The 23,350-nt window shown below is 73.8% G+C and carries 16 protein-coding genes; 6 read left to right on the top strand and 10 right to left on the bottom strand.

The genetic code is table 11. From position 1 onward, the window contains the following. Positions 1-158 precede the first annotated feature (158 nt). Complete coding sequence (locus IH26_RS61210) at positions 159-335, top strand: hypothetical protein (protein WP_169789731.1); 177 nt, start codon at positions 159-161, stop codon at positions 333-335. Positions 336-390: 55 nt separating this feature from the next. Here IH26_RS61210 and IH26_RS0107450 read toward each other — a convergent pair whose 3' ends face one another. Next, positions 391-1,152 (bottom strand): L,D-transpeptidase family protein, encoded by a 762-nt coding sequence (locus IH26_RS0107450; RefSeq protein WP_030435372.1) that lies wholly within the window; start codon positions 1,150-1,152, stop codon positions 391-393. A gap of 222 nt (positions 1,153-1,374) precedes the next feature. Continuing rightward, on the bottom strand, positions 1,375-2,217 hold the full coding sequence (locus tag IH26_RS63830) for a CAP domain-containing protein (protein ID WP_157437095.1): 843 nt from the start codon (positions 2,215-2,217) through the stop codon (positions 1,375-1,377). A 213-nt stretch (positions 2,218-2,430) separates the two neighbouring features. On the opposite strand from IH26_RS63830, the gene IH26_RS0107460 reads away from it, so the two are divergent. The 3 genes from IH26_RS0107460 (at position 2,431) to IH26_RS0107470 (ending at position 5,846) form a co-directional block, all read left to right on the top strand. Further along, positions 2,431-3,774 carry an acyltransferase family protein gene (locus IH26_RS0107460; RefSeq protein ID WP_030435374.1) on the top strand — a complete coding sequence of 448 codons (1,344 nt, stop codon included), beginning with the start codon at positions 2,431-2,433 and terminating at the stop codon, positions 3,772-3,774. A 71-nt stretch (positions 3,775-3,845) separates the two neighbouring features. Continuing rightward, the gene (locus IH26_RS0107465; protein WP_034213975.1) at positions 3,846-4,724 is read left to right on the top strand and encodes an EamA family transporter; all 879 of its coding nucleotides are present in this window, start codon (positions 3,846-3,848) and stop codon (positions 4,722-4,724) included. A 57-nt stretch (positions 4,725-4,781) separates the two neighbouring features. Further along, the gene (locus IH26_RS0107470; RefSeq protein ID WP_030435376.1) at positions 4,782-5,846 is read left to right on the top strand and encodes a GGDEF domain-containing protein; all 1,065 of its coding nucleotides are present in this window, start codon (positions 4,782-4,784) and stop codon (positions 5,844-5,846) included. Here IH26_RS0107470 and IH26_RS57720 read toward each other — a convergent pair. From IH26_RS57720 to IH26_RS0107505, 7 genes are all read right to left on the bottom strand, one after another. Continuing rightward, positions 5,833-7,287, bottom strand: coding sequence for a tetratricopeptide repeat protein (locus IH26_RS57720; RefSeq protein WP_245665033.1), 1,455 nt, complete (start codon positions 7,285-7,287; stop codon positions 5,833-5,835). The genes IH26_RS0107470 and IH26_RS57720 overlap by 14 nt on opposite strands. A 335-nt stretch (positions 7,288-7,622) precedes the next feature. Further along, entirely contained in the window at positions 7,623-11,351 is a 3,729-nt protein-coding gene (locus IH26_RS0107480) for a hypothetical protein (RefSeq protein ID WP_030435378.1), read from the bottom strand. Between the two features lie 1,772 nt (positions 11,352-13,123). After that, positions 13,124-14,056 (bottom strand): pirin family protein, encoded by a 933-nt coding sequence (locus IH26_RS0107485; protein WP_030435379.1) that lies wholly within the window; start codon positions 14,054-14,056, stop codon positions 13,124-13,126. A 9-nt stretch (positions 14,057-14,065) separates the two neighbouring features. After that, positions 14,066-14,461 carry a TIGR03618 family F420-dependent PPOX class oxidoreductase gene (locus IH26_RS0107490; RefSeq protein ID WP_030435380.1) on the bottom strand — a complete coding sequence of 132 codons (396 nt, stop codon included), beginning with the start codon at positions 14,459-14,461 and terminating at the stop codon, positions 14,066-14,068. After that, the gene (locus IH26_RS0107495; RefSeq protein ID WP_030435381.1) at positions 14,458-15,873 is read right to left on the bottom strand and encodes a DUF2252 domain-containing protein; all 1,416 of its coding nucleotides are present in this window, start codon (positions 15,871-15,873) and stop codon (positions 14,458-14,460) included. The genes IH26_RS0107490 and IH26_RS0107495 overlap by 4 nt, the downstream gene beginning before the upstream one ends. 24 nt (positions 15,874-15,897) lie before the next feature. Further along, entirely contained in the window at positions 15,898-17,103 is a 1,206-nt protein-coding gene (locus tag IH26_RS0107500) for a DUF1501 domain-containing protein (RefSeq protein WP_030435382.1), read from the bottom strand. Between the two features lie 2 nt (positions 17,104-17,105). Further along, positions 17,106-18,605, bottom strand: a complete 1,500-nt coding sequence (locus IH26_RS0107505; protein ID WP_030435383.1) for a DUF1800 domain-containing protein — start codon at positions 18,603-18,605, stop codon at positions 17,106-17,108. Positions 18,606-18,721: 116 nt separating this feature from the next. Here IH26_RS0107505 and IH26_RS0107510 point away from each other — a divergent pair, with 116 nt between their 5' ends. Beyond that, positions 18,722-19,762, top strand: a complete 1,041-nt coding sequence (locus IH26_RS0107510; RefSeq protein ID WP_030435384.1) for an ROK family protein — start codon at positions 18,722-18,724, stop codon at positions 19,760-19,762. A gap of 5 nt (positions 19,763-19,767) precedes the next feature. On the opposite strand, the gene IH26_RS53260 is transcribed toward IH26_RS0107510, so the two are convergent. After that, positions 19,768-21,543 carry an AfsR/SARP family transcriptional regulator gene (locus IH26_RS53260; RefSeq protein ID WP_169789732.1) on the bottom strand — a complete coding sequence of 592 codons (1,776 nt, stop codon included), beginning with the start codon at positions 21,541-21,543 and terminating at the stop codon, positions 19,768-19,770. A gap of 374 nt (positions 21,544-21,917) precedes the next feature. On the opposite strand from IH26_RS53260, the gene IH26_RS0107520 reads away from it, so the two are divergent. After that, positions 21,918-22,415, top strand: a complete 498-nt coding sequence (locus IH26_RS0107520) for a hypothetical protein (RefSeq protein WP_030435386.1) — start codon at positions 21,918-21,920, stop codon at positions 22,413-22,415. Positions 22,416-23,350: the final 935 nt, after the last annotated feature.

Here is a 23,350-nt window from a genome sequence, read left to right on the forward strand (position 1 = left end):
GGCGGCCCCGCTCGCAGCCGTCGGACGTCCGACATCGCGGGAGACAAATCGGTCGATGACGTATTTCCGCCTTGACCGGTCGCCTCACTCTGGGTGAACCGTCCCCCGGTACCGGCACGTATCCCCTCGGCAACGTGACCTGAAGGACGTGAGGAGCAATGCAGCGAGCCGACGAACTGACCGTGGTGCATCACGACGACACCGTGAGCCGGTTCCTCGACGTGACGTACACCCTCGGGCGGGACGGCCTGCGGCTGATCACCGGGGACGGCGCGGAACGCCATTTCCCCAGCCACGAGGTGCTGACCACGCACGCGCGGCGCCGAGCCGCGTAGAAAGACGGCGGCGCCCGGGCCGGTGGGCCCAGGCGCCGTCGGCAGCGGAGCGGGATCAGGTACCCGGGCGGCGCCCGAACACCTTCACCGTCGAGCCGATCTTGCCGATGCCGTAGTACGTCTTCGCGTCCTGCGGCAGCAGGTTGACGCAGCCGTGCGAACCGCGCCACTTGTCGTGGATGTAGGTCGTGGTCTGGTGGAAACCGCGCCCGCCCACGAAGCGCTGCCAGTACGGCAGCCAGACGTGGTACGGGTCCGACCACTCCTTCACGGTCCGCTTATTGATCTTGAAGGTGCCGGCCGGCGTCCGGTAGCCCTTCATGCCGGTCCGGGTGACCGTCGGCTTGACGTACACCTTGCCGTTCCTCATCACCCACGTGGTCTGGTGGGTGAGGTCGACGCAGAAGGTGATCCCGGACGACTTCGCGTTGCAGGCCGCGGTGTTCGTCGACGCGAGCCGCTGGGCCACGTCGTACGTCGTCGCGCCGGCCAGCCCCTGGGCCGGCTTGATGCCGAACCGGGTCTGGAACTTCTTGATCGCCGCACAGTCGGCGGCCGACTGCTTGCCGTCGACGGTGACGGTGCCGTAGCCGCCGAGCTTCTTGAGGTAACCCTCGACCTGCTTCTGATATTTACCGGTGGCGCACGCCGAGGCTGCCGCCCTCGTCACCACCGTGGTGGTCACGATCTTGGCCGCCGGGACGGTGCGCACCGCGGCGCCGGCGCCCGAGGGCGTCAGCGCCAGGATGCCCGCGCCGCCCACCAGGACCGCCAAAGCGGCCCCGGCGAGACGGGCGGTAACCCGACTCACTCGCAACTGGTCCTCCCCAGGACATGTGTGCGCACATAGAAGCACAACCGGGCTCGCCGTGGCGGTCGGGGAACGACCGTGGCGCGAATTCGCGAGGAGAATTCGGCCGGCTGCCGGGGGAGTTGAGTCGAGTCACCGGGGCAAAATCGGTGAGGATTGTTCACGACGGCCAAGACCACTTGCATGAGCTGCGGCTACCTGCAACTCAAGGTAGGTCGTGAATAACCCTCAGCTCATCGGCGTGGCGAAGTCCTGCACCCAGTAGACGTCGTGGTGACGGTCGATGGCCAGGCCGATGCCCATCTGGTCGAGCCGGCAGTCCAGGATGTTGTGCCGGTGCTCGGGGCTGTGCATCCAGCCGTCGACCACCTCGTACGCGCTGTCCACGCCCCGGGCGATGTTCTCGCCGTAACGCCGCCAGTCGTAGCCGGCCTCGCTGACCCGGTCGCCGGGGCCGTCGCCGTTCGGGGACTCGTGCGCGAAGTAGTCGCGGCGGGCCATGTCGGCGGCGTGCCCGTTGGCCGCCTCGATCAACCGGCGGTCCAGCGACAGGCCGTCGCAGCCGTAGCGCCGCCGGTTCTGGTTGATCAGGGCGAGGACCTGCTGCTGCACCGGGGCGTTCGGGCTGTCCGAAATGTCCGCCGCGGTGACGTCCTCGCGCGAGGCCGTGAGCAGGTTCATCGTCGACCGGTCGGCCGCCGGGCGGTGAGCGACCGGAGCCTGGGCGGCGGGGGCGTGGACCGCGAAGCCCGGGTCGGCCAGGTGCGGGCGTCGCACGGGGGCGGGGCGCTCCGCCGCCGGGGCGGCGGGCTTGGGGCGGTCGGCGGGGGCCCGCTGGGGGCGGTCGGCCGGTTCGAGCGGGCCGGCGTCGGCGTCCGGCTGATCGGCCGTACGGGAAGAATTGTCGTCGTTGTTGTCGTCGGCCCAGCCGAACAGATCGGACATGCCGAAGTCGGGGAAGCCCGGCACGTCCGGCGTCTCCTCGGCGCCGGCCGTGGTGGCCGCTATGCCCCCGGCGAGCAGCAGCGCCGACGTCGCCGCGGCGACCACCACCAGACGTTTTCTCCGCATTACCCGTCATCCCTGTCTCGTCGTGGGCGCCCGGCGTTTCCGCGGCGCCTCCTCGGCAGGGATCAACGAGACCGCGCCGAGCCGAGGGCACGAACGTCGCACAATCGCACCGACAAACCGGACAGTTCATTCCTTTGGGGTAAGACGGCGGGGCGTTCTTGCCGACCGCCCGGACGGTCCCGGAACGCCCGGATCCGCCAGTACGGTGCCTCGGTGCGAAATCGTTACCTGGACCTCCTCCGTGCCGCGGCGATCGTCCGGGTGATCGTCTACCACCTGTTCGGCTGGCCCTGGCTGTCCATCGTGCTCCCGGCGATGGGTATCATGTTCGCCCTGGCCGGCTCGCTCACCGCCGCCTCGCTGGAGAAGCGGCCCGGCAAGAAGGTCGTCTTCTCCCGGCTGCGCCGGCTGCTGCCGCCGCTGTGGCTGCTCGGCCTGCTCGCGGTGCCGGTCATGCTGGTCATCGGCTGGCAGCACGAGTCCGGCGGCCAGCACCCGTTCAGCATTCCCCGGCTGCTGTTCTGGATCTTCCCGGTCGGCGACCCGCCCGGCAGCGACGCGGCGGTCGACGCCTGGGAGCCGCTCTGGTACATCCGCGCCTATCTCTGGTTCATCCTGCTCTCGCCGTTCCTGTACGCGCTGTACAAGAAGATCGGCTGGGCCGCGGTCGCGCTGCCGCTCGCGCTGATCGTGGTGCTCGACATGACCGGGCTGACCCTGCCGGACACGGCCGACGCGGCGCTGTGGGACTTCGTCACCTTCGGGGCGTGCTGGGTCGCCGGCTTCGCGCACCGGGACGGGCGGCTGCAGCGGCTGCCGATCTACGTGGCCTACCCGATCGCGATCGTGCTCGGCGCGGCGGCGATGTACTACCTCAACGGGCACCAGGGCGACGACCCGTGGGACCTCAACGACGTCTCCGAGTCGCAGGCGCTCTGGTCGATCGCGTTCGTGCTGATCGTGCTGCGCTGGCAGCCGTCGATGACCTGGCTGGCCCGGGTGCGGCCGCTGGACAAGCTGGTGACGCTGCTGAACGCCCGGGCGGTCACCGTCTACCTGTGGCACAACATCGCGATCGACGCGGTGTGGCCGCTGCTCACCTTCGTCGCGCTCGACGACCTGGACGGCAAGCTCGGTGCCGGGGTCGACCTGGCCGTGGCGCTGGTGCTGACGCTGCTCGCGGTGCTGCTCTTCGGCTGGGCCGAGGACCTGGCGGCGAAGCGGTCGCCGCAGCTGTGGCCGACCGGGCCGCGGGCGTTCCAGGCGGAGACGCCGGTGGTGGCCGAGCCGACGGAGCCGCTGGCGATCGTGACCGGGCGTCCGGACGTACGGGCGTACGGCGCGGCGGCGGCGATGAGCCCACGGCCGGGCGGGTGGCCGCCGCCACCGCGGACCGCGGGGTACGACCCGTCCGAGGGCCGGCACGCGGCCCCCGAGCGGGACGCCCCGGAGGTCACCTGGGGGCTGCCGGTGGCCGGGCGGCGGGCGGCCTGGTCCGAGCCGCCGACGGTGATCGGCGAGGTCGTCGACCCGAGAACTGTCGTACCCCCGGAGTAGGAAGGTGAGCGGGAGCACCTCAACGGGTGCCCCCGCCCACCGCTCCTTACCGACGCCGGAGACTCGGGGACATGAGACGGTTCGAGTTGCCCGCGCCCCTGCTGGTGCTGGCGTCGATTACCTCGGTGCAGGTCGGCAGCGCCGTGGCGCGGACGCTCTTCGACGACCTCGGCGCGGCCGGCGTGACCCTGGTGCGGCTGGCCGTCGCGGCGGTGGTGATCGCGGTCGTCGCCCGGCCCCGGCTGCGCGACTGGTCCGGCGCGGCCTGGCGGGCCGCCGCCATGCTCGGCGTGGTCATGGGCGCGATGAATCTGATCTTCTATCTCTCCCTGCGGACGGTCCCGCTCGGCATCGCGGTCACCGTCGAGTTCCTCGGGCCGCTGCTGCTCGCGCTGGTGCAGACCCGGCGGGTGCTCGACGTGCTCTGGGCGCTGCTCGCCGCGGCCGGGGTGGCGATGCTCGGCATGGCCGGCGGCGGCTCGGCCCCGATCGGCGGCCTCGCCCTCGCGTTCGTGGCCGGCCTCTGCTGGGCCGGGTACATCGTGTGCAGCGCCCGGCTCGGCGGCCTGGTGCCGGGCACCGGCGGCCTGGCCGTGTCGCTCGCCGTCGCCGCCCTGCTGGTGCTGCCGTTCGGCTGGTCCGGGGCGAGCGCGGTGGCCGGCCGCCCGGCGCTGCTGATCGGCGGGGTGGCGGTCGCCCTGCTCTCCTCGGTCGTCTCGTACGGGCTGGAGATCACCGCGCTGCGCCGCATCCCGACCCGGGTCTTCGGCATCCTGATGAGCGTCGAGCCGGCCGCCGCCGCGATCGCCGGGCTGCTCGTGCTCGGCCAGCGGCTGGCCGCCGTCCAGGTGGTCGCGCTGCTGCTGGTGACGCTGGCCAGCGCCGGGGTGACGATGGCCGGCCAGCGCCGCCCGGAAAGCCGCCCGGAACCGGTAACGGAACCCGTCTAGAAAGCTCAGATGCATGCCGCCGCAACCGAAGGTCTGTCCGACACGAGGAGGCGGCAAGTGCGGTACCGGTTGCGTGACGAGGCGGGCGCGTCCCGTTCCGTCGCGTACCTGCTGATGGGCTCCGGGCCGTTCATGTTCCTGACCGGGGTGATCCTGCCGACCAGGCGCACGGTGCCCGGGGTGCTCACCTTCGTGGCGCTGACCTTCCTGCTGACCGGCGCGGGCGCGGCCTGCCGCTGGCGCCCGGACCGCGTGCCGAGCATGTCCTGGCTGCTCGCGCCGTTCTTCGGGATCGGCCTGGTCACCGCGCTCAACCTGGGCACCGACGACGCCAGCACCGGCGCGCAGCTGTTCTACCTGTGGCCGGTGCTGTATGCCGCGAACTTCCTGAGCCGCCTGGTCAACTACCTGACACTCGCGCTGGTCTCGGCCGGCGACGGGCTGGTGGTCTTCACGGTCCTCGGCGCCGACCGGGGCCTCAGCGACTGGGCGTCGCTCACCGTGGCGATGATGCTGACCGCGGTGGTCGTCTGGTCACTGCGGGGACGTAACGAACGGTTGCGGGAGGTGCTGGAGACCCAGGCGTACGCCGATCCGCTCACCGGCGTGGCGAACCGGCGCTCGTTCGACGGCGAACTGGCCCGCGCGGTCGAGTCGGCGCACCGCACGGGGGAGTCGATCGCGCTGCTGACGCTGGACATCGACCACTTCAAGAAGATCAATGACACCTGGGGCCACGGCGTCGGCGACCAGGCGCTGCAGCAGGTCGCCGAGGCGCTGCGCCGGGTGGCGAGCGGCGACGACGACGTGGTCGGCCGGCTCGGCGGGGACGAGTTCGTGGTGCTGCTGCGGACCGACCGGCTCGGCGCCCGGCGGGCCGCCGACGAGGTGCGGGCCACGGTCGCCGAGATCGCGACGCTGCCCGGCGGGCCGCCCGGCCTGAGCATCGGGGTGGCGCTGCTGCCCGACCACGCGGGCAGCGCGGTCGAGCTCGGGGCGGCGTCGGACGCGGCGCTCTACGAGGCCAAGGAGGGCGGCCGCGGACGTACCGCGATCGCCCACCCGCCGGCGCCGCGACACAACGTCGATCACCTGCCGGCACACTCGGTCAGCGGGGTCTGACCACCCGCTGCTCGGCGGTGTCCTCGTCAAACGCGTCCGGCTTCTCCGGCTTCGCGGATTTCTCCGGCGGCAGGATCGCCCGCGGCTCGCGCGGGTACGGCCCCCAGCCGTCCCGCAGCACGTGGATGTAGACGGCCTCCAGGCAGACCCCGATCCGCTCGGCCAGCTCCTGGTCGTCCGGCCGGCCCAGCCGTACCGCCTGCGCGAAGTGGTCCAGCGCCTCCATGTGCCGGCCCTGGTCGAAGCAGCACCGCCCGGCGTTCTCGTGCACCACGCTGCGCAGCGACTCCGGCACCCGGGCGGCCGCCGCCCTCGCGAACAGCCGGTCCGCCTCGGTGAAGTCCCCGCGCAGCCGCAGGATGTGCGCCAGCTCCGCCTGCGCGATCACGACCGACTGCAGATGCCGCGCCGACTCGGCATGGGCGAGCGCGAGCCGGCTCGCGGCCGCCGCCATGCCCAGCTCGCCGAGCAGCCGGTAGACCTCCGCCCGCACGCTGAGCAGCCCCGCCTTGGCCACGTTGTCGACCTCGTCGGCGAGCGGCCCGTCGAGCCGTTCACCCAGCTCGCGCAGCGCGTCCTTGTCGTCGACCACCTCGCGTAGCGTCCCGCCGTCGAGCCGCCACCGGATCGCGTCCAGGTCGGCCGCCGCCAGGGCCGCCGGGGGCTTCTTCGGCTCGGCCGCATCCTGGTCGAACACCGGCTCCGGCCCCGGGATCAGCGACAGCGCCGCCATCCGCCCGGCGACCTCGGCCCGCACGGCGGCGGCGTCCGGCGCCCGATTGCGGCTTTCCAACCCGTTTGCCGTACGCTCGGGGCCGCTCTTTTCGCGCGCCTCGCCGGTTTCCGGGTGATCCGTTCCAGTGGTGCCTGATGCGGCGCCGCGCTCGGTGGTTGCGGGCTGGTGGGCCGGCGTCTCCTCCGCGGCGTCCGGCTCGGTCTCGATCGCGACGCCGTTCAACAGGCCGGCCAGGTCCAGGTTGAGGACCAGTCCGTTCTCGCCCGCCGTGGTCTTCTCGACCGCCGCCGCCGTCCCGTCCGCGGTGGTCTTCTCGGCCGCCGCGGTCGTGCTGTCCGCCGCCGTCGTCCTGTCCGCCGTGCTCGTCTCGGCCGCTGCCGTGGTCCTGGCGGCGGCCCTCGTCTCGCTTGCGGTCGTCGTGTCGGCTGCGGCGTCCTTGGTCTTCTCGGCCGGCTCCTCCTTGGGCGCCGTGAACCACTTCCCGCCGAACTCGGTGTCCGCCGTCCGCTTCGGTTCCGGATCCGGCCCGGAGACCTCGAGCCGCGCGATCGGCCGCAGGTTGTGCAGGGTGCCGTCCGCATCCATGTACGGCGCGGCGTGCGCGCCCGGCCGCTGCTCGGCCCGGGTGTCGGCCCGTGCCGCCGGGGCGGCTGGTTCGTCCTGCCCCGGAGCGCCGTGCCGCCCATCGGCCGGCGGCCGCTGCATCGGCACAGCAACCCCTGCCGAGGCGAGCGACGTCGGTCGGCCCGCTGGCGGCCCACTGGCAGCCGCATCGCCGCCCGCGGACGAGCCCGGGCGCGGGCGCTGATCGACGGGCGTGGACGGGCCCGGGCGCTGGTCGCCGTAAGCCGACGGGCCTGGCTGCTGATCGCCGCCGGCGGACGGGCCCTGGCGCTGGTCGGTAGACGCGGAGGGGCCCCGGCGCTGGTCGATCAGCGCGCGGGCGGCCGACGCCGGCCCGGTCGGCGCGGAGGCCGCCGGCTCGACGGGTGCCGGTGACGACGGGGTCGCGGCCGCCGCCGGGCTCATCGGCCACGGGCTCATCGGCTGCGTCTGCGGAGCGGACTCGGCTGCCTGCCGTCGACCGGCCTGCGGCATCTCGGCGGGAACGGTCGGCCGCCCGGACGCCGGCGAAACCGGCACACCCGTGGCCTGCCCGGGCACCCGAGGCACCGACCCCGGCACCACCGGCACACCCGCGGACGCGGCCGGCCGCGCAACGTTCGGCTGCGGCGACGCCGGCGACGGAGCCGTCGGGCGCGCGGCAGCCGGCGGCACGCTCGCGGGCGGCACCGCACCGGGCCGCGTGCCGGCCGGCGGCACGCTCGCCGGCGGCATTGCGCCGGGCTGGACTGCGCCGGGCTGGACTGCGCCGGGCTGGACTGCGCCGGGCTGGACTGCGCCGGGCTGGACTGCGCCGGGCTGGACTGGAGGTTCGGCGACATCGGGCGGGACAGGCCGCTGGACGGCGTGGCCGCAGGCGGCGCCTCGTCCGGGACCATCGACCACGGGCCGTCGCCCTCGGTGAGCATGACGTGCGCGGTGCGCGGGCTGCGCCGCGGCCGGCCGTCCGGGTAGCCGAGCCGCGAACCGGTTTCCGAGACGCCCTGCTCGGCTGCGCCCGGCTCGCCGGGCACACCCAGCCGGGTCCCGGTGTCCCCGGGCTGCTGTGGCCGGACCAGGCGGGATCCGGTTTCGCCGGGCTGTTGCGGACGCATCAGCCGGGACCCGGTCTCGCCGGGATGCTGTGGCCGGACCAGGCGGGATCCGGTCTCGCCAGGCTGCAGCGGGCGCACCAGGCGGGAGCCGGTCTCGGACGACGACCCGCCCACCTGCGGGGCTGGCATGCGGGTGCCGGTCTCGCCGGGTGCGGGCGTGCGAGTGCCGGTCTCGTGCGGCGCCGGCATGCGCGTGCCGGTCTCGTGCGGCGATCCGCCCACCTGCGGTGCCGGCGTGCGGGTGCCGGTTTCGTGCGGCGCCGGCGTGCGGGTGCCGGTTTCGTGCGGCGCCGGCGTGCGGGTGCCGGTTTCGTGCGGCGGTCGCTGGACGGGCGGGGACTGCGGTCCCGTGGCGGCCGCCGGGGCCATCGGTGGCTGGCTCGCCGGCGGCTGAGCCGTCGGCGTCTGGGCGGGCGGCGTCTGGGCGGGCGGCGTGACCGGGTTCGGGGTGACCGGGGGCGGGGTGACCACGCGCGCGGCGGGGACGGCCGGGTTCGTGCCGACCACTCGGGGCGCGGCGCCGGGCTCGGCCTTCTTGACCACGCGCGGGGTCGGCGGCGGCTCCTCGCGGCTGATCACCCGGGCCGGGGTGGGCGGGGGCGCCTTGCTGAGGACGCGCGGGCCCTCGCCGTCCGTGCGGTCGTCCTCGTCCTGGCCCGGGGTGTCGGGCTGGGAGCGCTCGGCCTCCGGCTGCAGGCGGCGATCCGCGTCCGGCTGCAGGCGGCGATCCGCGTCCGGCTGCAGGCGGCGATCCGCGTCTGGCTGCGAGCGGCGATCCGCGTCCGGCTGCAGGCGGCGATCCGCGTCCGGCTGCGAGCGGCGATCCGCGTCTGGCTGCGAGCGGCGATCCGCATCTGGCTGCGAGCGGCGATCGGCGTCCGGCTGCGAGCGGCGGTCGGTGCCGGCCGAGGCCGCGGCGGCCGGGTCGTCGTTCCAGACGGCCTCGCCCTCGATGTCCCAGGTAGTGACCCGCTCGCGGTCGTCCTCCCAGCCCGGGCCGCCGGCCCAGGAGACCTGCTCGCCGGGGCGGACATCGCGCCGACCGCGCGGCTCGTCCTCGGACCAACCGCTGCCGCCGACCGGGCGGTAGTCCTGCTCGTAGTCGCCGACCGGGGCGACCGGCGGCGCGTCCGCTCGCCGGTCGCGGCGGGCCGGGCGCTCGTCGTATTCGACGAAGCCGGCGGCGCGTCCGGCCGACCGCTCGTCGGCGTCCGGGTCCCAGAAGGCCGTGCGGCCGGTCGGGCGGGGCGAGTCCGACCAGGCGGCCGGGTCGGCGCGACGGGTGCGCGGGTCGCCGACCGGGCGCTGCTGGCGCGGGTCGGTGGTCTCCAACTCGTCGCGGGAGCGGCGGCCGCGCGGGTCCGGCCCGCTCGCCGGGCGCCGCATCCGGGTTTCGGTGATGTCCAGCTCGGCGTCGACCGGGCGGCGGCCGCGCGAACGACCGTCCGCCGCCGGCGCGGGCCGACCTCGCTCCGGACCCGCCTCGGCCCACCGCGGGTCACCCTCCGCGGCCCACCGCTGACCGCTTTCCTCGGCCCAGCGCTGCCCGCTGTCGGAGCGGCGCGGGTCGATGCTCTCGTCGACGCGGCGGCGGCCGGGACCCTCGGCCCAGCGCCGGCCGCTGTCCGAGCGCCAGGGGTCGATGCTCTCGTCGACGCGGCGGCCGGAAGCCTCGGCCCACCGCTGGCCGCTGTCGGAGCGGCGCGGGTCGATGCTCTCGTCGACGCGGCGTCCGCCGGCAGCCTCCGTCCACCGCGGACCGTCGCCGGCCGGGCGCCGGTCGTCGGGTCGCCGTCCACGCTGGTCGTCGGGGCGACGGTAGAGATCCTCCGCACGCGACTCGGGCACCCGGGCGCGCCCGCTCGCGGCGGGCTCGTCCTCGCGCCGGCCGGGCTCGACGCCGGCACCCGGCCGGGCGCCACGCGGGTCGGCCCCCGCCGGTCCCGGCCCGACCTGGGCGACCCGGGGACCACCACGCCCCATTTGTCCATCCCGCGGCCCGGCGCCCCGGCCCGCGTCCGGCCGCCCACCGCGCTGGTCGCCGCCTCGGGTATCCGCACCACGCTGATCCGCGTCGCGCTCCAGTTGGCCGGCGCGCGCGGCCATGTCCCGCCCGGCCTGGCCACCGCGCGGATCGCCACCGCGCGGATCGCTGCCACGAGGATCGCCACCGCGCGGGTCTCCGCCACGAGGAACGGCCCCGGTCTGCGGTGCATGCTGACCGGGCGTGTGCTGGCCAGGCGCATGCTGCCCGGGCTGCTGCTGGCCCGGCGCATGCTGCCCCGGCTGCTGCTGGCCCGGCGCATGCTGCCCCGGCTGCTGCTGACCAGGGACATGCTGCCCAGGCTGCCCCCCACGCTGAGCGGCCGCACGGCCCGGCGCCGCCAGCCGCGCATCCGGCCCACTCTGGAGATCCGGCGGCTCGGGCTGCGCCACCGCGCCGCGACCCTTCTTCTTGCCGCCGCGCTTGTCGGCCTCCGCCGCCTCCTGCGCCTGCTTGCGCCGCAGCCACCCCTTGCGCTGCGGCTTCGGCTCCTCGGCGCCGGCCCGGGTGGTCGTCTGCGGGCCGTGCCCGTACGCCTCGAGGTCGCGGTGGTCGAACGGCTCGTCGATGTCGTCCTTGAAGGAGCCGAACCGGTCGTCGCGCCGGCCACCCATGTCGCCGGTGCTGCTCATCGGGAAGTCCGGCGCGTCGAAGTCGGCGCCGAGCTCGGGCCGGTTCAGGTCGACGTCGGCCAGGTCGCCGGCCAGGTTGGGCACCGAGGTGTCCACCGGGGCGAAGTCGGGGTCGTCCAGCCAGCTGGGCCGCTGCCCGTCGAAGGGGCCCTGCGGCTTGCGCGGCACGGACGGGGTGTTGCCCGCGGCACGTCGCTGCCGGCGGGCGGCCAGCTCGTCGACCGGCTCGCCACCGTTTCCGGGGCGCCGGGTGGGAATCACCGGGTCGGGCGCGGTTCGCTTCGTGTATTGGCGCTCTTGAACGACCGCCGTATTGGGCATGATGGAATACTCAGAGTATTCCTCGTCCCAGTATTCGTCGTCCTCGTAGCTCATGCGGCGGCCCCGCGGGTGGGCAGGCGGCGATCGGGGGTGCCTCGTCCGCCCCAGTGCCGCATCGTGCCCCCCGCTCTCGCCAAGATCGAACCTCCCCATCCGGCCCGGCGGGACTCCCCCTCCCATCCGGTGGATGTGGAAGGTTAACCACGCTTTTGCGACGTACGCCAGCACCCTCGTGAGCGCGTCACCGGGGCGGGTGGCCGCGTGGTGACCGAGAGTCGGCGCGCCCGTCGCGCGGGCCGCGTGTGTTTCCTCACGGCAGAGTACGTATGGCCATGTCGAACAGTTCAAGCGCCTCGGCGGCCGGTACGGATAGTCGGCATTGATTGACCCCGCGTCACGATGTGCCGAAATGGCGACTTAAGAAACTCTTAAACCCGTATTGAGGATCCCCACGAATTGATGACGGCCCCGATCGGGTGATCACGATGTTACCGGCCGGTTTCCGGAGGGTGGCGAACGCCACTCTCGCTTCATACGGATCAAGGTGCTAAGGGATGTCACCGTGGAGGAGCGCCCGGGACACCAGGTCCCAGGGCTCCGAGAAATGGACTCTGGAGACCATCGATCCCCCGGCCGGCGGCCGCCGCCCCCGTACTTCGCGGCCGCCCTCGCGCCACACCCCAGAAGCCCTCGCACGGCTTGCCCCCCAGGTCTCGTGCGAGGTCACATGGCGGCGCGAACCGGGTGAGGAACGGCGGCGGGGTGCACACCGTCGCCGTTTCGCGTGGCCCCGGGCGCGAAGCGAGAGTGGGTCGGGCGTGACGCGACGAGTCGGCCGGGCGTGACGCGACGAGTCGGCCGGGCGTGACGCGACGAGTCGGCCGGGCGTGACGCGACGAGTCGGCCGGGCGCGACACGACGAGTCGACCGGGCGCGACACGACGAGTCGACCGGGCGCGACACGACGAGTCGGCCGGGCGTGACGCGACGAGTCGGCCGGGCGCGACGCGACGAGTCGGCCGGGCGCGACGCGACGAGTCGGCCGGGCGTGACGCGACGAGTCGGCCGGGCGTGACGCGACGAGTCGGCCGGGCGTGACGCGACGAGTCGGCCGGGCGTGACGCGCCTCCACCGCCCACAGCCGGTGCGCGCGCATGGACAGCACCGCCGACGCGGTCAACTCCCCGTGCAGGCGCAGCAGCCGGCGCAGGTCGGCGGCCAGTTGCTCGATCGGCGGCCCGTATGGCTGCGGGGGTTTCGGCCGGCGCGCCTCCCAGTACCCGGACGCGGCCTCCCAGCAGCGCGGCGCGTAGACGGCCGCCGCGCCCAGCAGCGTGGGCGTGGCCACGATCAGAACGAGTTTCCCCACATCCCAGACGTTCACGAGAGGCTCCCCGCGACCGGCATCCACCGGCCGATCCATCGACGATGCGCCGCTCGCCGAACCGCGTCAAGCGGATTGCGTCGCGCACTGCACCCACTGCCAGGACCCGACGAAGCAACGCAGCACGCCACGGTGCGCAGAGCGGTGGAGGGTGTGCTGAGCGGTGCGTCATGACGCGCAGAGCGGTGCGTCATGACGCGCAGAGCGGTGGAGGGTGTGCTGAGCGGTGCGTCATGGTGCGCAGAGCGGTGGCGAGTGCGCAGAGCGGTGGAGGGTGTGCTGAGCGGTGCGTCATGGTGCGCAGAGCGGTGCGTCCGCAGAGCGGTGGCGGTGCGCTGAGCGGTGCGTCATGGTGCGCAGAGCGGTGAAGGGTGCGCAGAGCGAAATGGGAGCGGAGAGCGAAGGAGAGCGGACAGGTCTGAGCTGCGTGCAGCGGGGCGGGTCAGCGGACGCGGCCGCGCGGCACCAGGCGGGTCAGTGGCATCGGCGGGGGCGGCAGCCGCGGGCCGTCGTAGCCGCGGACCTCGCCGAACCGGGGCGTTTGCGACTCCCAGTCGGCGCGCATCTGGACGATCTCGTCATGATCGCGGGCGACGAAGTTCCACCACATCACGAGCCTTTCCTCGAACGGCTCACCGCCCAGGAGCAGCACCTTCGCCGGGGACGACGTGGCGAGGTGAACCGTGGACCGTCCCTGCCCCAGATAGAGCAGCGGTCCCGGTTTCAGCGTCGCACCGTCGACCTCCGGCGCGCCGTCGAGCGCCAATATCCCGTACTCAAACGTGGTTTTGCGGGGAATCTCGGCGGAAGCCCCGGCAGGCAGGGTGAGCTCGGCACCCACCAGGGGTGTGTGGATCCGCGCGGGTGACGTCGCCTCGCCGAGCGTGCCCATCAGGACGGTCGCGGTGACGTCGCCGAAGGTGGCCATCGGAAGATCCGCGTGGTGGGCGAAGGCCGCGGGCATGTCCCGGTCCGCGTGTGGCAGGGCAACCCACAGCTGTACGCCGTGCAGCACGCCCGAATTCTCGCGGGGCGTCTCCTCGGAATGGGCGATGCCCCGGCCCGCGGTCATCAGGTTGAGCTGTCCCGGCCGGATCTCCTGAACGCTGCCCAGCGTGTCGCGGTGCAGGACCTCGCCCGCCACCAGCCAGGTCACCGTCTGCAGGCCGGTGTGCGGGTGCGGCCCGACCCGCATGCCCGCCGAATCGCCCAGCTCGTGCGGCCCGTACGCGTCGAGGAAGCACCACGCCCCGACCATCCGCCGCTGCCGGTTGGGCAGGGTGCGGGTGACCGGGAAGCCGCGCGGGCCGCCCAACGCGACCGGCGTCCCGTCCAGGAACTCCGTCGTGACCGGATCCGCCTCGAAGCTGCTCACGCCTCGACGCTACTGCCGGAACGCGCTCGAGCCGAGGACCTTCGTCACGCTGATCTCGATGACCACGCGCTCGGGGTTGGGGCGCGGCGTGCGGTAGCGGGCCGCGTAGAACCGCTCGCCGGCGTGCACCGCCGCGGGATCTTCCCGGACGACGGCGAAGCCCTCGATCGTGGACCACCTCGGGCCGTCCACCTGGCAGACCGCGACCCGCTCGCCGCCATTCCGGATATGTCGGACATGGGCGGAAAATGCCGAGGAAATCACGCGGCACAGGCGAGCCTCGGGGTCGAGGGTCGCGCCGACCGCCACGACGTGCGGCGAGCCATCTTTGCGCAGCGTGGTGAGGGTGCACAGGTGCCGCTCGGCCCAGAACGCAAGGAGCGCGGGGTGGGACAGCGAGATCATGCCACCGTCTCCGCCGGCAGCACGCCCCGGTGGACCGCCGCCACCAGCGCCGCGTGGTCGCTCTCCACCTGGTCGGCGTACGTACGGGCGAACCGGCACAGCGAGTCGGCCAGCTTGTCGCTGCCGCCGATGTACCCGGCGATCATCGACGCGCCGCTGGTCCGCGCGTGCGACTTGGCCAGCAGGAACCCGCAGATCCCGGCGTAGTCGGCGAGCGCGCCGGCGTCGATGTCCTCGACCAGGATCGCGCCCTTCATGTCGCGGAACTGCCGCACGTAGAACTGGGTGTCGCCGACCGTGGTCCAGCCCAGCAGCGGGTCGCTGACCGTCTGCAGCGCCTGCTGGTACTCCACCACCCGCTGCCCCTGGTGGCGGTGCCAGGCCGACTCGCCGTGCTGGTGCACCGCGATCACCGAGCGGCGGGCCTGCTTCAGCTGCAGGAACACGACGTCGTCGGGGCTGCTTCCCTCGCAGAGCGCCACGTACGCCCGCAGGCCCACCGACCCGACGCCGACCACCTTGTGCGCGATGTCGACGATCCGGTACCCGGCCAGGATCCGCGCCCAGTGCGGCGGCAGCGTGTTCAGGTAGCCGTCGAGCGCCTCGGCCAGCGCGTCCCACTCGCCCTCCGACGGCCGGGTGATCAGCGGCGGCTCCTCGACCAGCTTGAACGTGCCGTCCCGCCGCTCGGTGAAGCGGGGCAGCGCGCGGTCGCTGGTCCGCCGCCGGGCGCGCCGGGCGGCCCGCTCGATCTCGTCGCGGAAGCTGGCCCGGGTTGCCGCCGAGCGCAGCCGCTCCACGTCCAGCCGATCGAACGAGCGGCCCAGCAGCGGCCGCTCGGCCAGGTGCGCCAGCTGCTCCTTGTACTCGTCGACGCAGTGCCGGACCGCGTCGACGCAGGCCGTCTCGCGGAACCCGTTCTGCCGGCCGGCCACGTAGACGCTGACCGTGAGCCGGCGCAGGTCCCACTCCCAGGCGCCCGGGTGCGCCTCGTCGAAGTCGTTGAGGTCGAAGACCAGCTCCCGCTCGGGGGAGGCGTAGAAGCCGAAATTGCCCAGGTGGGCGTCGCCGCAGATGACAGGGGTGATGCCGGTGGCCGGCAGGGCGGCGAAGTCGTCGGCCATCACGTTCGCCGAGCCGCGCAGGAACGCGTACGGCGAGGAGATCATCCGGCCGATCCGGATCGGGACCAGCCACGGCTGACGGCCGTAGTTCTGGTCGATCACCTGCTGGACCGGGTCGGCCCGGTCGGCCGGCGGCGTCCAGAACGCCATGTCCGACCGGTGGGCGCGCTCGCGCAGCGACCGGCCCAGCTCGTAGCGGTCCGCGCGCGGCCGCGCCGGCCGGCGGAGCGACGTGAACCCGTCGTCCGCGCCTGTGTCGAGCACGATGTGCCCGGTGGCTGGTTCCATAGCAATGGCCAGCCTAAACACCCCTCATGAACGGGAGATGGCCAGCCCGAACGAGGACGGCTTGACGCCCGGAAACACTCCGTCCAGGGAACCGAAACCGCACCTTTTCTGGAGAATCTCCCCGATCACCGCGCGGTAGTCGGTGGTGACCGCGAGATCGCCGTCGACCAGCGCGGCGGGGGAGAGGCCGGGCCAGGCCGTATGGACCCGGCCGCCACGGACCGCGCCGCCGAGCAGGAGCATGGCGTTGCCGTGGCCGTGGTCGGCGCCGCGGGACGCGTTCTCGGCGACCCGGCGGCCGAACTCGCTGATCGTCAGCACCGTGGTCGAGGCCATCCCGGCCGGGCCGAGGTCGGCGGCGAACGCGGCGAGGGCGGCGGCCAGGCCGGTGAGGTTGTCGTGCATCCGCTGGCCCTTGACCGCGGTGCCGAGCGCGTCGTGCATGTCCCAGTCGCCGCAGTCCACGGCCGCCGCGGCCAGCGTGGGCCCCGACTTGATCAGGCGGGCCACGTCGCGCAGCGCCGCGCCGAGGTCGGTGTCGGGGTAGGTGGCGGCGGGCTGGTAGGGGGCGGCGCGGAGCGTGGCGGTCGCGGCGAGGGCGGCCATCGCCTGGGCGGCCGGCGCGTCCGCGTACATCCGGCTCAAGGCGGCCGCGATCGGGCGCTGGGCGGAGTCGCCGGCCAGCGTGAACTTGTCGATCGACGCCATCGACGGCGCCGGAACCGGGCCGGCGAGCAGCCGGGCCGGCATGGCGTGGCCGAGCGAGACGCCGGCGAGCGGGCCGGTCGCGCCGGTGCCGCCGAGCATCCGGTCCAGCCAGCCGGTGCGGATCGAGGTGCCGGGCGCGGCGTTCTCCATCGCCTCCATCGCGGCGAAATGCGAGCGGGTGGGGTTGGCCTGGCCGACCGCGTGCACGGCGGCGAGCCTGCCCGCCTGCCAGTGCGGCAGCAGGGGAGCGAGCGCCGGGTGCAGCCCGAAGGTGCCGTCCCCGGCGATGACCTGGCTCTTCGGCAGGCCGATCGTCGGCCGCGCCCGGTAGTAGTCCGGGTCGCCGATCGGGGCGATCGCGGAGAGCCCGTCGAAACCGCCGCGCAGCGACACCACGACCAGCGTGTCGCCGGCGTAGCCCGGCTCGGCGTGGGCGACCCGGGTGGCGACCGTGGCGCCGGCGATGCCGAGCGTGGCGCCGAGCAGCGTACGCCGGTCGAGGGTGCAGTCCCGGAACTTCATGATCACCTCAGCTGGAAGGTCGGCGAGTCGAGGACCAGCGCGATCAGGTACGGCGCGCTGCCCGCGAGGGACTTGTCGTTGTCGCGCAGAGGACTGGTCGGCAGCTTCCCGGCGACACTGAGCACGGCGGCGGTGTGCTCGGCCGGCAACTTGGTCCCGGTCAGGCGGGTCGCAAGAGCATCGACCAATCCGCCGTACGTCGTGGGCAGGCTCGGCACCAGCGAGCGGAGGAGGTCCGCCGGCCTGGTCAACTGGCTGGGGTACCAGCCGGTGGCCAGGTTGAGGTGCAAGTTGCAGCGCAGGAGGAAGCCGGACGCCGAGGCCCAGGCCGCCCCGAGATCCGGGAAGCCGTCCGGCGTGTCCCACCGGAGCGGCGCGTTCCCGGCGTCGACCATCGCGTTGTAGAGCGCGTCGAGCGCCTTCACCCCGGCGGTCTCCGGGCCCAATCCGAGCGTACGGACGGTGGCGATCATGTCCTCGAACGGCGTGCGCGTCTTGCCGCCGAAGGCCCCGGCGAACTCGGCCGAGGTGAACAGGGCGCGCAGCACCGGCACGATGGCGGTGTCGTTGTCGAGGTAGATCTGGGCGAGCCGGGCGACCAGCGACTCCGGCGGCACGTCGGCGACGAACCGGACGCACAGCTTGCGGGCGAGCCGCTGGGCGGTGGCCGGGTGCCGGGCCAGGTAGTCGCAGAAGGCGAGGGGCCCGGACTCGTCGGCCGGGTTGGCGTGGCCGAAGCCGAGCGCCTTGACCGGGCCGCCGGCGTGCCGGGACGGGTCGTAGACGTACCCGCCGTCCTTGTCCACCGTCATCCCGGTGAGCAGGCGGGCGGCCTGCCGGACGTCCTCCTCGCTGTAGATCAGTCCGACCGTGTGCAGCTCCATCAGCTCGCGGGCGTAGTTCTCGTTGGGCCGGGTCTTCGTCGACGTGCGGTTGTCCAGGTAGGTGAGCATCGCCGGGTGGCGCATGGAGGCCTTGAGCAGATCGGCGTACGTGCCGAGGGCGTACCTGCGCAGGACCTGGGCGTCGTAGTCGGGCCGGCTGTCCCAGGTGCCGCCGGAGGGCGCGGCGACGTGCAGATGATTGGCCCAGAACTGGACGACTACCTCGTACAACTGCCGGTCGCTCCATGCGGCGCGGACGATCGCGGCCCGGCCGAGCTGCCCGAACGCGGCGTAGGAGTTGGCCTTGAGTGCCGACCGTACGGCCGGGATGCTCGCGCCGGCGAGGGGGAGCCGGGTCAGTACGGCGGCGGCCCGGGAGTCGTCGATCGCCGCCGGGTCGAGCTGCCGGTTCAGCCAGCCGTCCAGGCCCAGCCGGCGGGCCTCGGCGAGGGCGGCGGGGGTCGGGCCGAAGGTGGCGCGGCGGAGCAGGTGGGCGATGGGGTCGGCCTCGAGCCCCGGCACCGGCCCGGTGGCGGCGTGGGCGGCCTCGGCCGGGCCGATCGTGGCGACGGCGGTGGCGGCTCCGGCGGCGGCGATGAGCGTACGGCGGGTCGTCATGCGGACCAGATCGACGGGATCCGCGGCCGGTTGCGCCCCGGCAACCGGGACTAACCGAACCGCAATCCGGCCGCACCCGTACCGTCGGCGGCCGAATCGGACGTACGCTCACTTTCGTGGATCAGCCAGAACCCGTACGCACCCCCGCCAGCTGGGTCGTCGTCGGCCTCGACAACGGCGGCACCTGCAACAACGCCACCGTGCTCGACGCCACCGGGCAGTTCCTGGTCGATCACCTGGTGGAGAACCCGAGCCTCGTGGACGACGGCCCCGAGTCCGCGGTCACCGCCCTCGCCGACGCCTTCCGGAACATCCTGGAGCTGACCAGCACCCCGCTGACCCTGGTCCGCGCGGTCGGCCTGGACACCCCCGGCCCGGCCAGCGCCACCGGCGTGATCTCCTCGAAGGGCTCGACGAACTTCAACCAGGTCTCCTGGCACGGCTTCGACATCCGCGGCGCCCTGGAGGCCGAGCTGGGCCTCCCGGTCGTCTACAACAACGACGCCAACGCGGCCGCCCTCTACGCCCACCACCGCCATTTCGGCGACGACGCGATGAAGCGCTCCTCGATCGCCGCGATAGTCGGCACCGGCCTGGGCGGCGGCGTGGTGGAGAGCGGCCGGGTCGTCAGCGGCGCCGCGGGCATGGCCGGCGAGCTGGGCCACGTGCAGATCCCCCTGCACGGTGTCCTCGAGCCCGACCAGCCGATCCCGGCGTGCAACTGCGGCTTCGAGGGCGACGTGGAGAGCGTCGCCTCCCTGACCGGCATCAAGAACAACCTCCTGCCGTACTGGCTGACCCGCTTCCCCGACCACCCGCTGGCCACCGAGCCGATCGGCAAGGCGGCGAAACTGCTGCGCGGCTACGGCGAGAGGGAAGACCCCCTGGCCCTGGCGGTCTTCGGCCAGCAGGCCCGCGCCATCGGCAAGCTCTTCACGATCGCCGCCAACTTCACCGACCCGCACGCGTACCTCCTGGGCGGCGGCGTGGTCGAGGCCGCCCCCCAGTTCCGCCAGTGGTTCCTCAACACGGTGCGTGAGTCCACCGAGCTGCGCCGCGAGCAGCTGGCGGTGGCATCCTTCGCCCTGGTCGCGGACCTGGACATGGCCGGCGCCCGGGGAGCGGCCGTCGCCGCCCTGGAACGCGTCAAAGCCTGAAGCGCCTACCGCACGCCCAGCGCGGCGACCCGCGCCACCGCGTCGCGGAGGTCCTGCTCGGCGTCCTCGTGGACCGCGCGCTCGCGGGCGAACAGTCGCACCAGGTCGTGCATGCGGTAGCGCACCCGCCCGGCCTCCACCCTGGTCACCTCGGTCAGCCGGACGTCGGCGAGCTGCTCGACCAGGTCCTCCGCCTCGGGCAGGTCCACGTCGAGCAGCGCACCGACCGTCCGCGCGGCGATGTCCGGCAGGTCGAGGAACCCGATGGCCCGCAGGGCGCGCTGGGCCGGCGGTCGCAGTCCCTGATAGCTGACGGCCAGCCCGCTGCGGACGGCGAGGTCGTCGATCTGCAGCTCGTCCAGGCGGCGCCGCTCGTCCGACAGCCGCTCCACCAACTGCTCCAGGCGCCAGTGGGGCCGGGCGGCCAGGCGTGACCCGACGATCCGCAGGGCCAGGGGCAGCCGGGCACAGTGCCGCACGAGGGCCGCCAGGGCCTGCGGCTCGGCCGCCGCCCGGTCGGGGCCGATGATGCCCCGCAGGAGGGCGGTGGCTTCCGCCTCGGCCATCACGTCGAGGTCCAGGTGCCGGGCGCCCGGCAGCGTGGTCAGCCGGGCCCGGGTCGAGATCAGGACGGCGCTGCTCGCCCCGCCCGGCAGGAAGGGACGCACCTGGGCGGCGCCGGCCGCGTCGTCCAGCACCACGAGCACGCTGCGGCCGTCCAGCCAGGCCCGGTATCGGTCGATGCATTCGTCCAGGTCCGCGGTGGCGCTGCCGGGGTCCTCGCCCACGCTGCGCAGGAGGCGGCGCAGCGCCTCCCCGGCGGGCACCGGCTGCGCCTGGTTGCCGCCGAGCGGCACGAACCACCGGCCGTCCGGGAAGTGCCTGGCGAGCCGGTGGGCGGCGTGCACGGCGAGCGACGTCTTGCCCACCCCGCCCTGGCCGCTGATCACCGCCACCGGTGACCCGCCCGTGGTCAGCATGGCGGTGAGCGCGGTGACGGCCGGCTGGTTCCCGGTGAAGTCGGGCAGGTCCGGAGGCAGCCGGCACGGGCCGCCCGGCCGGGTCCGGCCCGTGCCCGCGGCCGGGCCGGCGGCGGTGCGCCGGTCGGCCCGCAGGACGGCGGTGTGCGCGCGTCGCGCCTCCGGCCCCGGATGCACGCCGAGGTGGTCGTTCAGGCGGGTCCGCAGCGTCTCGAATGTCAGCAGCGCCTCGGCGGGCCGCCCGGTCGCGGCGAGCAGCTCGATCAAGCGAGCGTGCACCGGTTCGTCGAACGGCCGCGCCGCCGCTACCCGCTGCAGCGCCTCCGTGGCGGCTTCCAGGTCATCGGCCGCCGATGCCGCGGTGGCCATCGCCAGCGCGGCGTCACGTACGGCGTCCTCGACCCTCGAGACCAGGGCGTCCTCGCGGTCCAGGCCGTCCAGACCGTCCAGCACCGGTCCGCGGACCAGACCCATCGCGCTGGCCAGGCGGGCGTAGCGGTCCTGGTCGGCGCCGGTCGTCGCCGCCTGCAGGTGGTCACGGAACTGGTGGACGTCCACCACGTCAGCGCCGCACGACAGCAGATATCCCTGGCCGTCGTGGTGCAGGACGACGGCGCCGCCGGTCTCGGCCCGCAGCCACTCCCGGAGCCGGGAGATCGCCACGTGCAGGCTGCCCCGGCTGACGTCCCCGAGCCGGTCCGCCCAGGCGACCTTGATCAGTCGTTCCGCGGTCAGCGGCACCTGTGCCAGCAGCAGGACGCCGAGCAGCCGGCGGACCACCGCCGATCGTGGCAGTGCCATCGCCGTCTGCCCGCGCCGGCCCCGCATCGGACCAAGCACTTCGAAAAACAAGTCGTGCATCGTTCCCCCGTTATGGCAAACCGCCACGGAGCCCCCGCTCATGGCAGCGGACACCCTACAACGGGGGTACGAGCGGGGTAAGCCCGAGCGCGGCTGCTGTGAGCCGCAGGTAAGCGCGGTGCGGAACAGTTGTCGGCGGTCGCGCGGACGCCGAGGGCATCACCTGACGCCGGGGGAGTACGCCGCGACCGGGTGCTGGTCGTCCCCGACCCGCGCGGGGCCGGTGCGGCTGGTGAGAGGTCGCACCACCGGACCCCGCCGGGAGCCGGACCGCCCAGCCGCCCGTCAATCGTCCACGCCACAGGAGGGGCTATATGCAGAACCTTTCCCTGCGCCGGCTCGCCACGGCGGTCATCGGGTCGGTGGCAGTCGCCACGCCCGCGCTGACCGTCGGGGCGAGCCCGGCCGCAGCCGTCCCACCGCCGTCGAAGTACAAGGTCGCGGTGACCCGGACCATCAGCGACAACGTCGACTTCAGCCGGCGCGTCGCCTCGTGCACCGGGTCCGAGGGCACCACCTGCAGCATCACCCGAGAGAAGTCGGTGTCGACGACGATCCAGGTCGACGGCGGCGTCACGGCCGACTACGTCGCCGCCTCCATCGGGTTCAGCAGGACGAAGGAATCCTCGACGTCGGTGACCTGCACCTCGCCGGCGCTCAAGAACGGCCAGACCTGGAGCGCCTTCGCCATCGGCACGCGCAAGTACTACACCATCTCCGTTCTCAAGAACGGATCATGGGTGCAGGTCGGCGGCATCAAGACCGCCTGGGAACCGCACAACTACCCCAGCATCTGGTGCGGCTTCTACTGATGCCTCCCGCCCGGCCCGCTCCGAATTCCACCGGAGCGGGCCGGCCCCGTTCAGCACCTGATCCGGCAGAGTGGCGGCCTCGGGAGAAGCCCCGCGCCGACTCTGCGCCAGACCGTGCCGGTCGACGACCTGGTGGTCCGCTCGCGACTTGCGCACCGGAGGCTTCGCCGGCCTGCCGGTGACCTGGTAGCTGGTAGACCCGCACCAGCCCGATCCCGCCGCCACCTTGCCAATTCCCGCCGCGCGCCTCCGACCGAACCGACGTCGGGGGACCAGGGCGGCGGACTCCTTCCCGGATATGTTGCCGGTGATCGAGGCGCCCTCGACGGAATCGCGATATTGATGGCGTGCGTGATAGGGTCGGTTATGGCGGTCGCTCGCCTTGAAATTGCACCGAGAATATGCCCAGCGGCCAAATGGCGAGCCCGGTGAAGAATTGCCGCACGCGCGGGTTTGTTCCCTTCGTTGGTTGCCGGGCTGGGTTGCTGGCCTGCGTGAGCGACGGCCCGCCCGGTCTGAGCGGATTCCGCTACCGCCGGCGGTGGCTCGGGCGTGGGTGGCGGCGCGGGCTCGGGCGTTGACGGCGGCGCGGGCGCGGGCTCGGGCGTTGACGGCAGCGCGGGCGCGGGCTCGGGCGTTGACGGCAGCGCGGGCGCGGGCTCGGGCGTTGACGGCGGCGCGGGCTCGGGCGCGGGCGTTGACGGCAGCGCGGGCGCGGGCTCGGGCGTTGACGGCGGCGCGGGCTCGGGCGCGGGCGTTGACGGCGGCGCGGGCTCGGGCGTGGGCGGCGGCTCGGGCTCGGGCTCGGCCGTGGGCGGCGGCGCGGGCTCGGGCGTGAGCGGCGGCTCGGGCTCGGGCTCGGCCGTGGGCGGCGGCGCGGGCTCGGGCGTGGGCGGCGGCGCGGGCTCGGGCGTGGGCGGCGGCGCGGGCTCGGG

The organism is Actinoplanes subtropicus (assembly GCF_000721705.1).
GTDB lineage: Bacteria > Actinomycetota > Actinomycetes > Mycobacteriales > Micromonosporaceae > Actinoplanes > Actinoplanes subtropicus.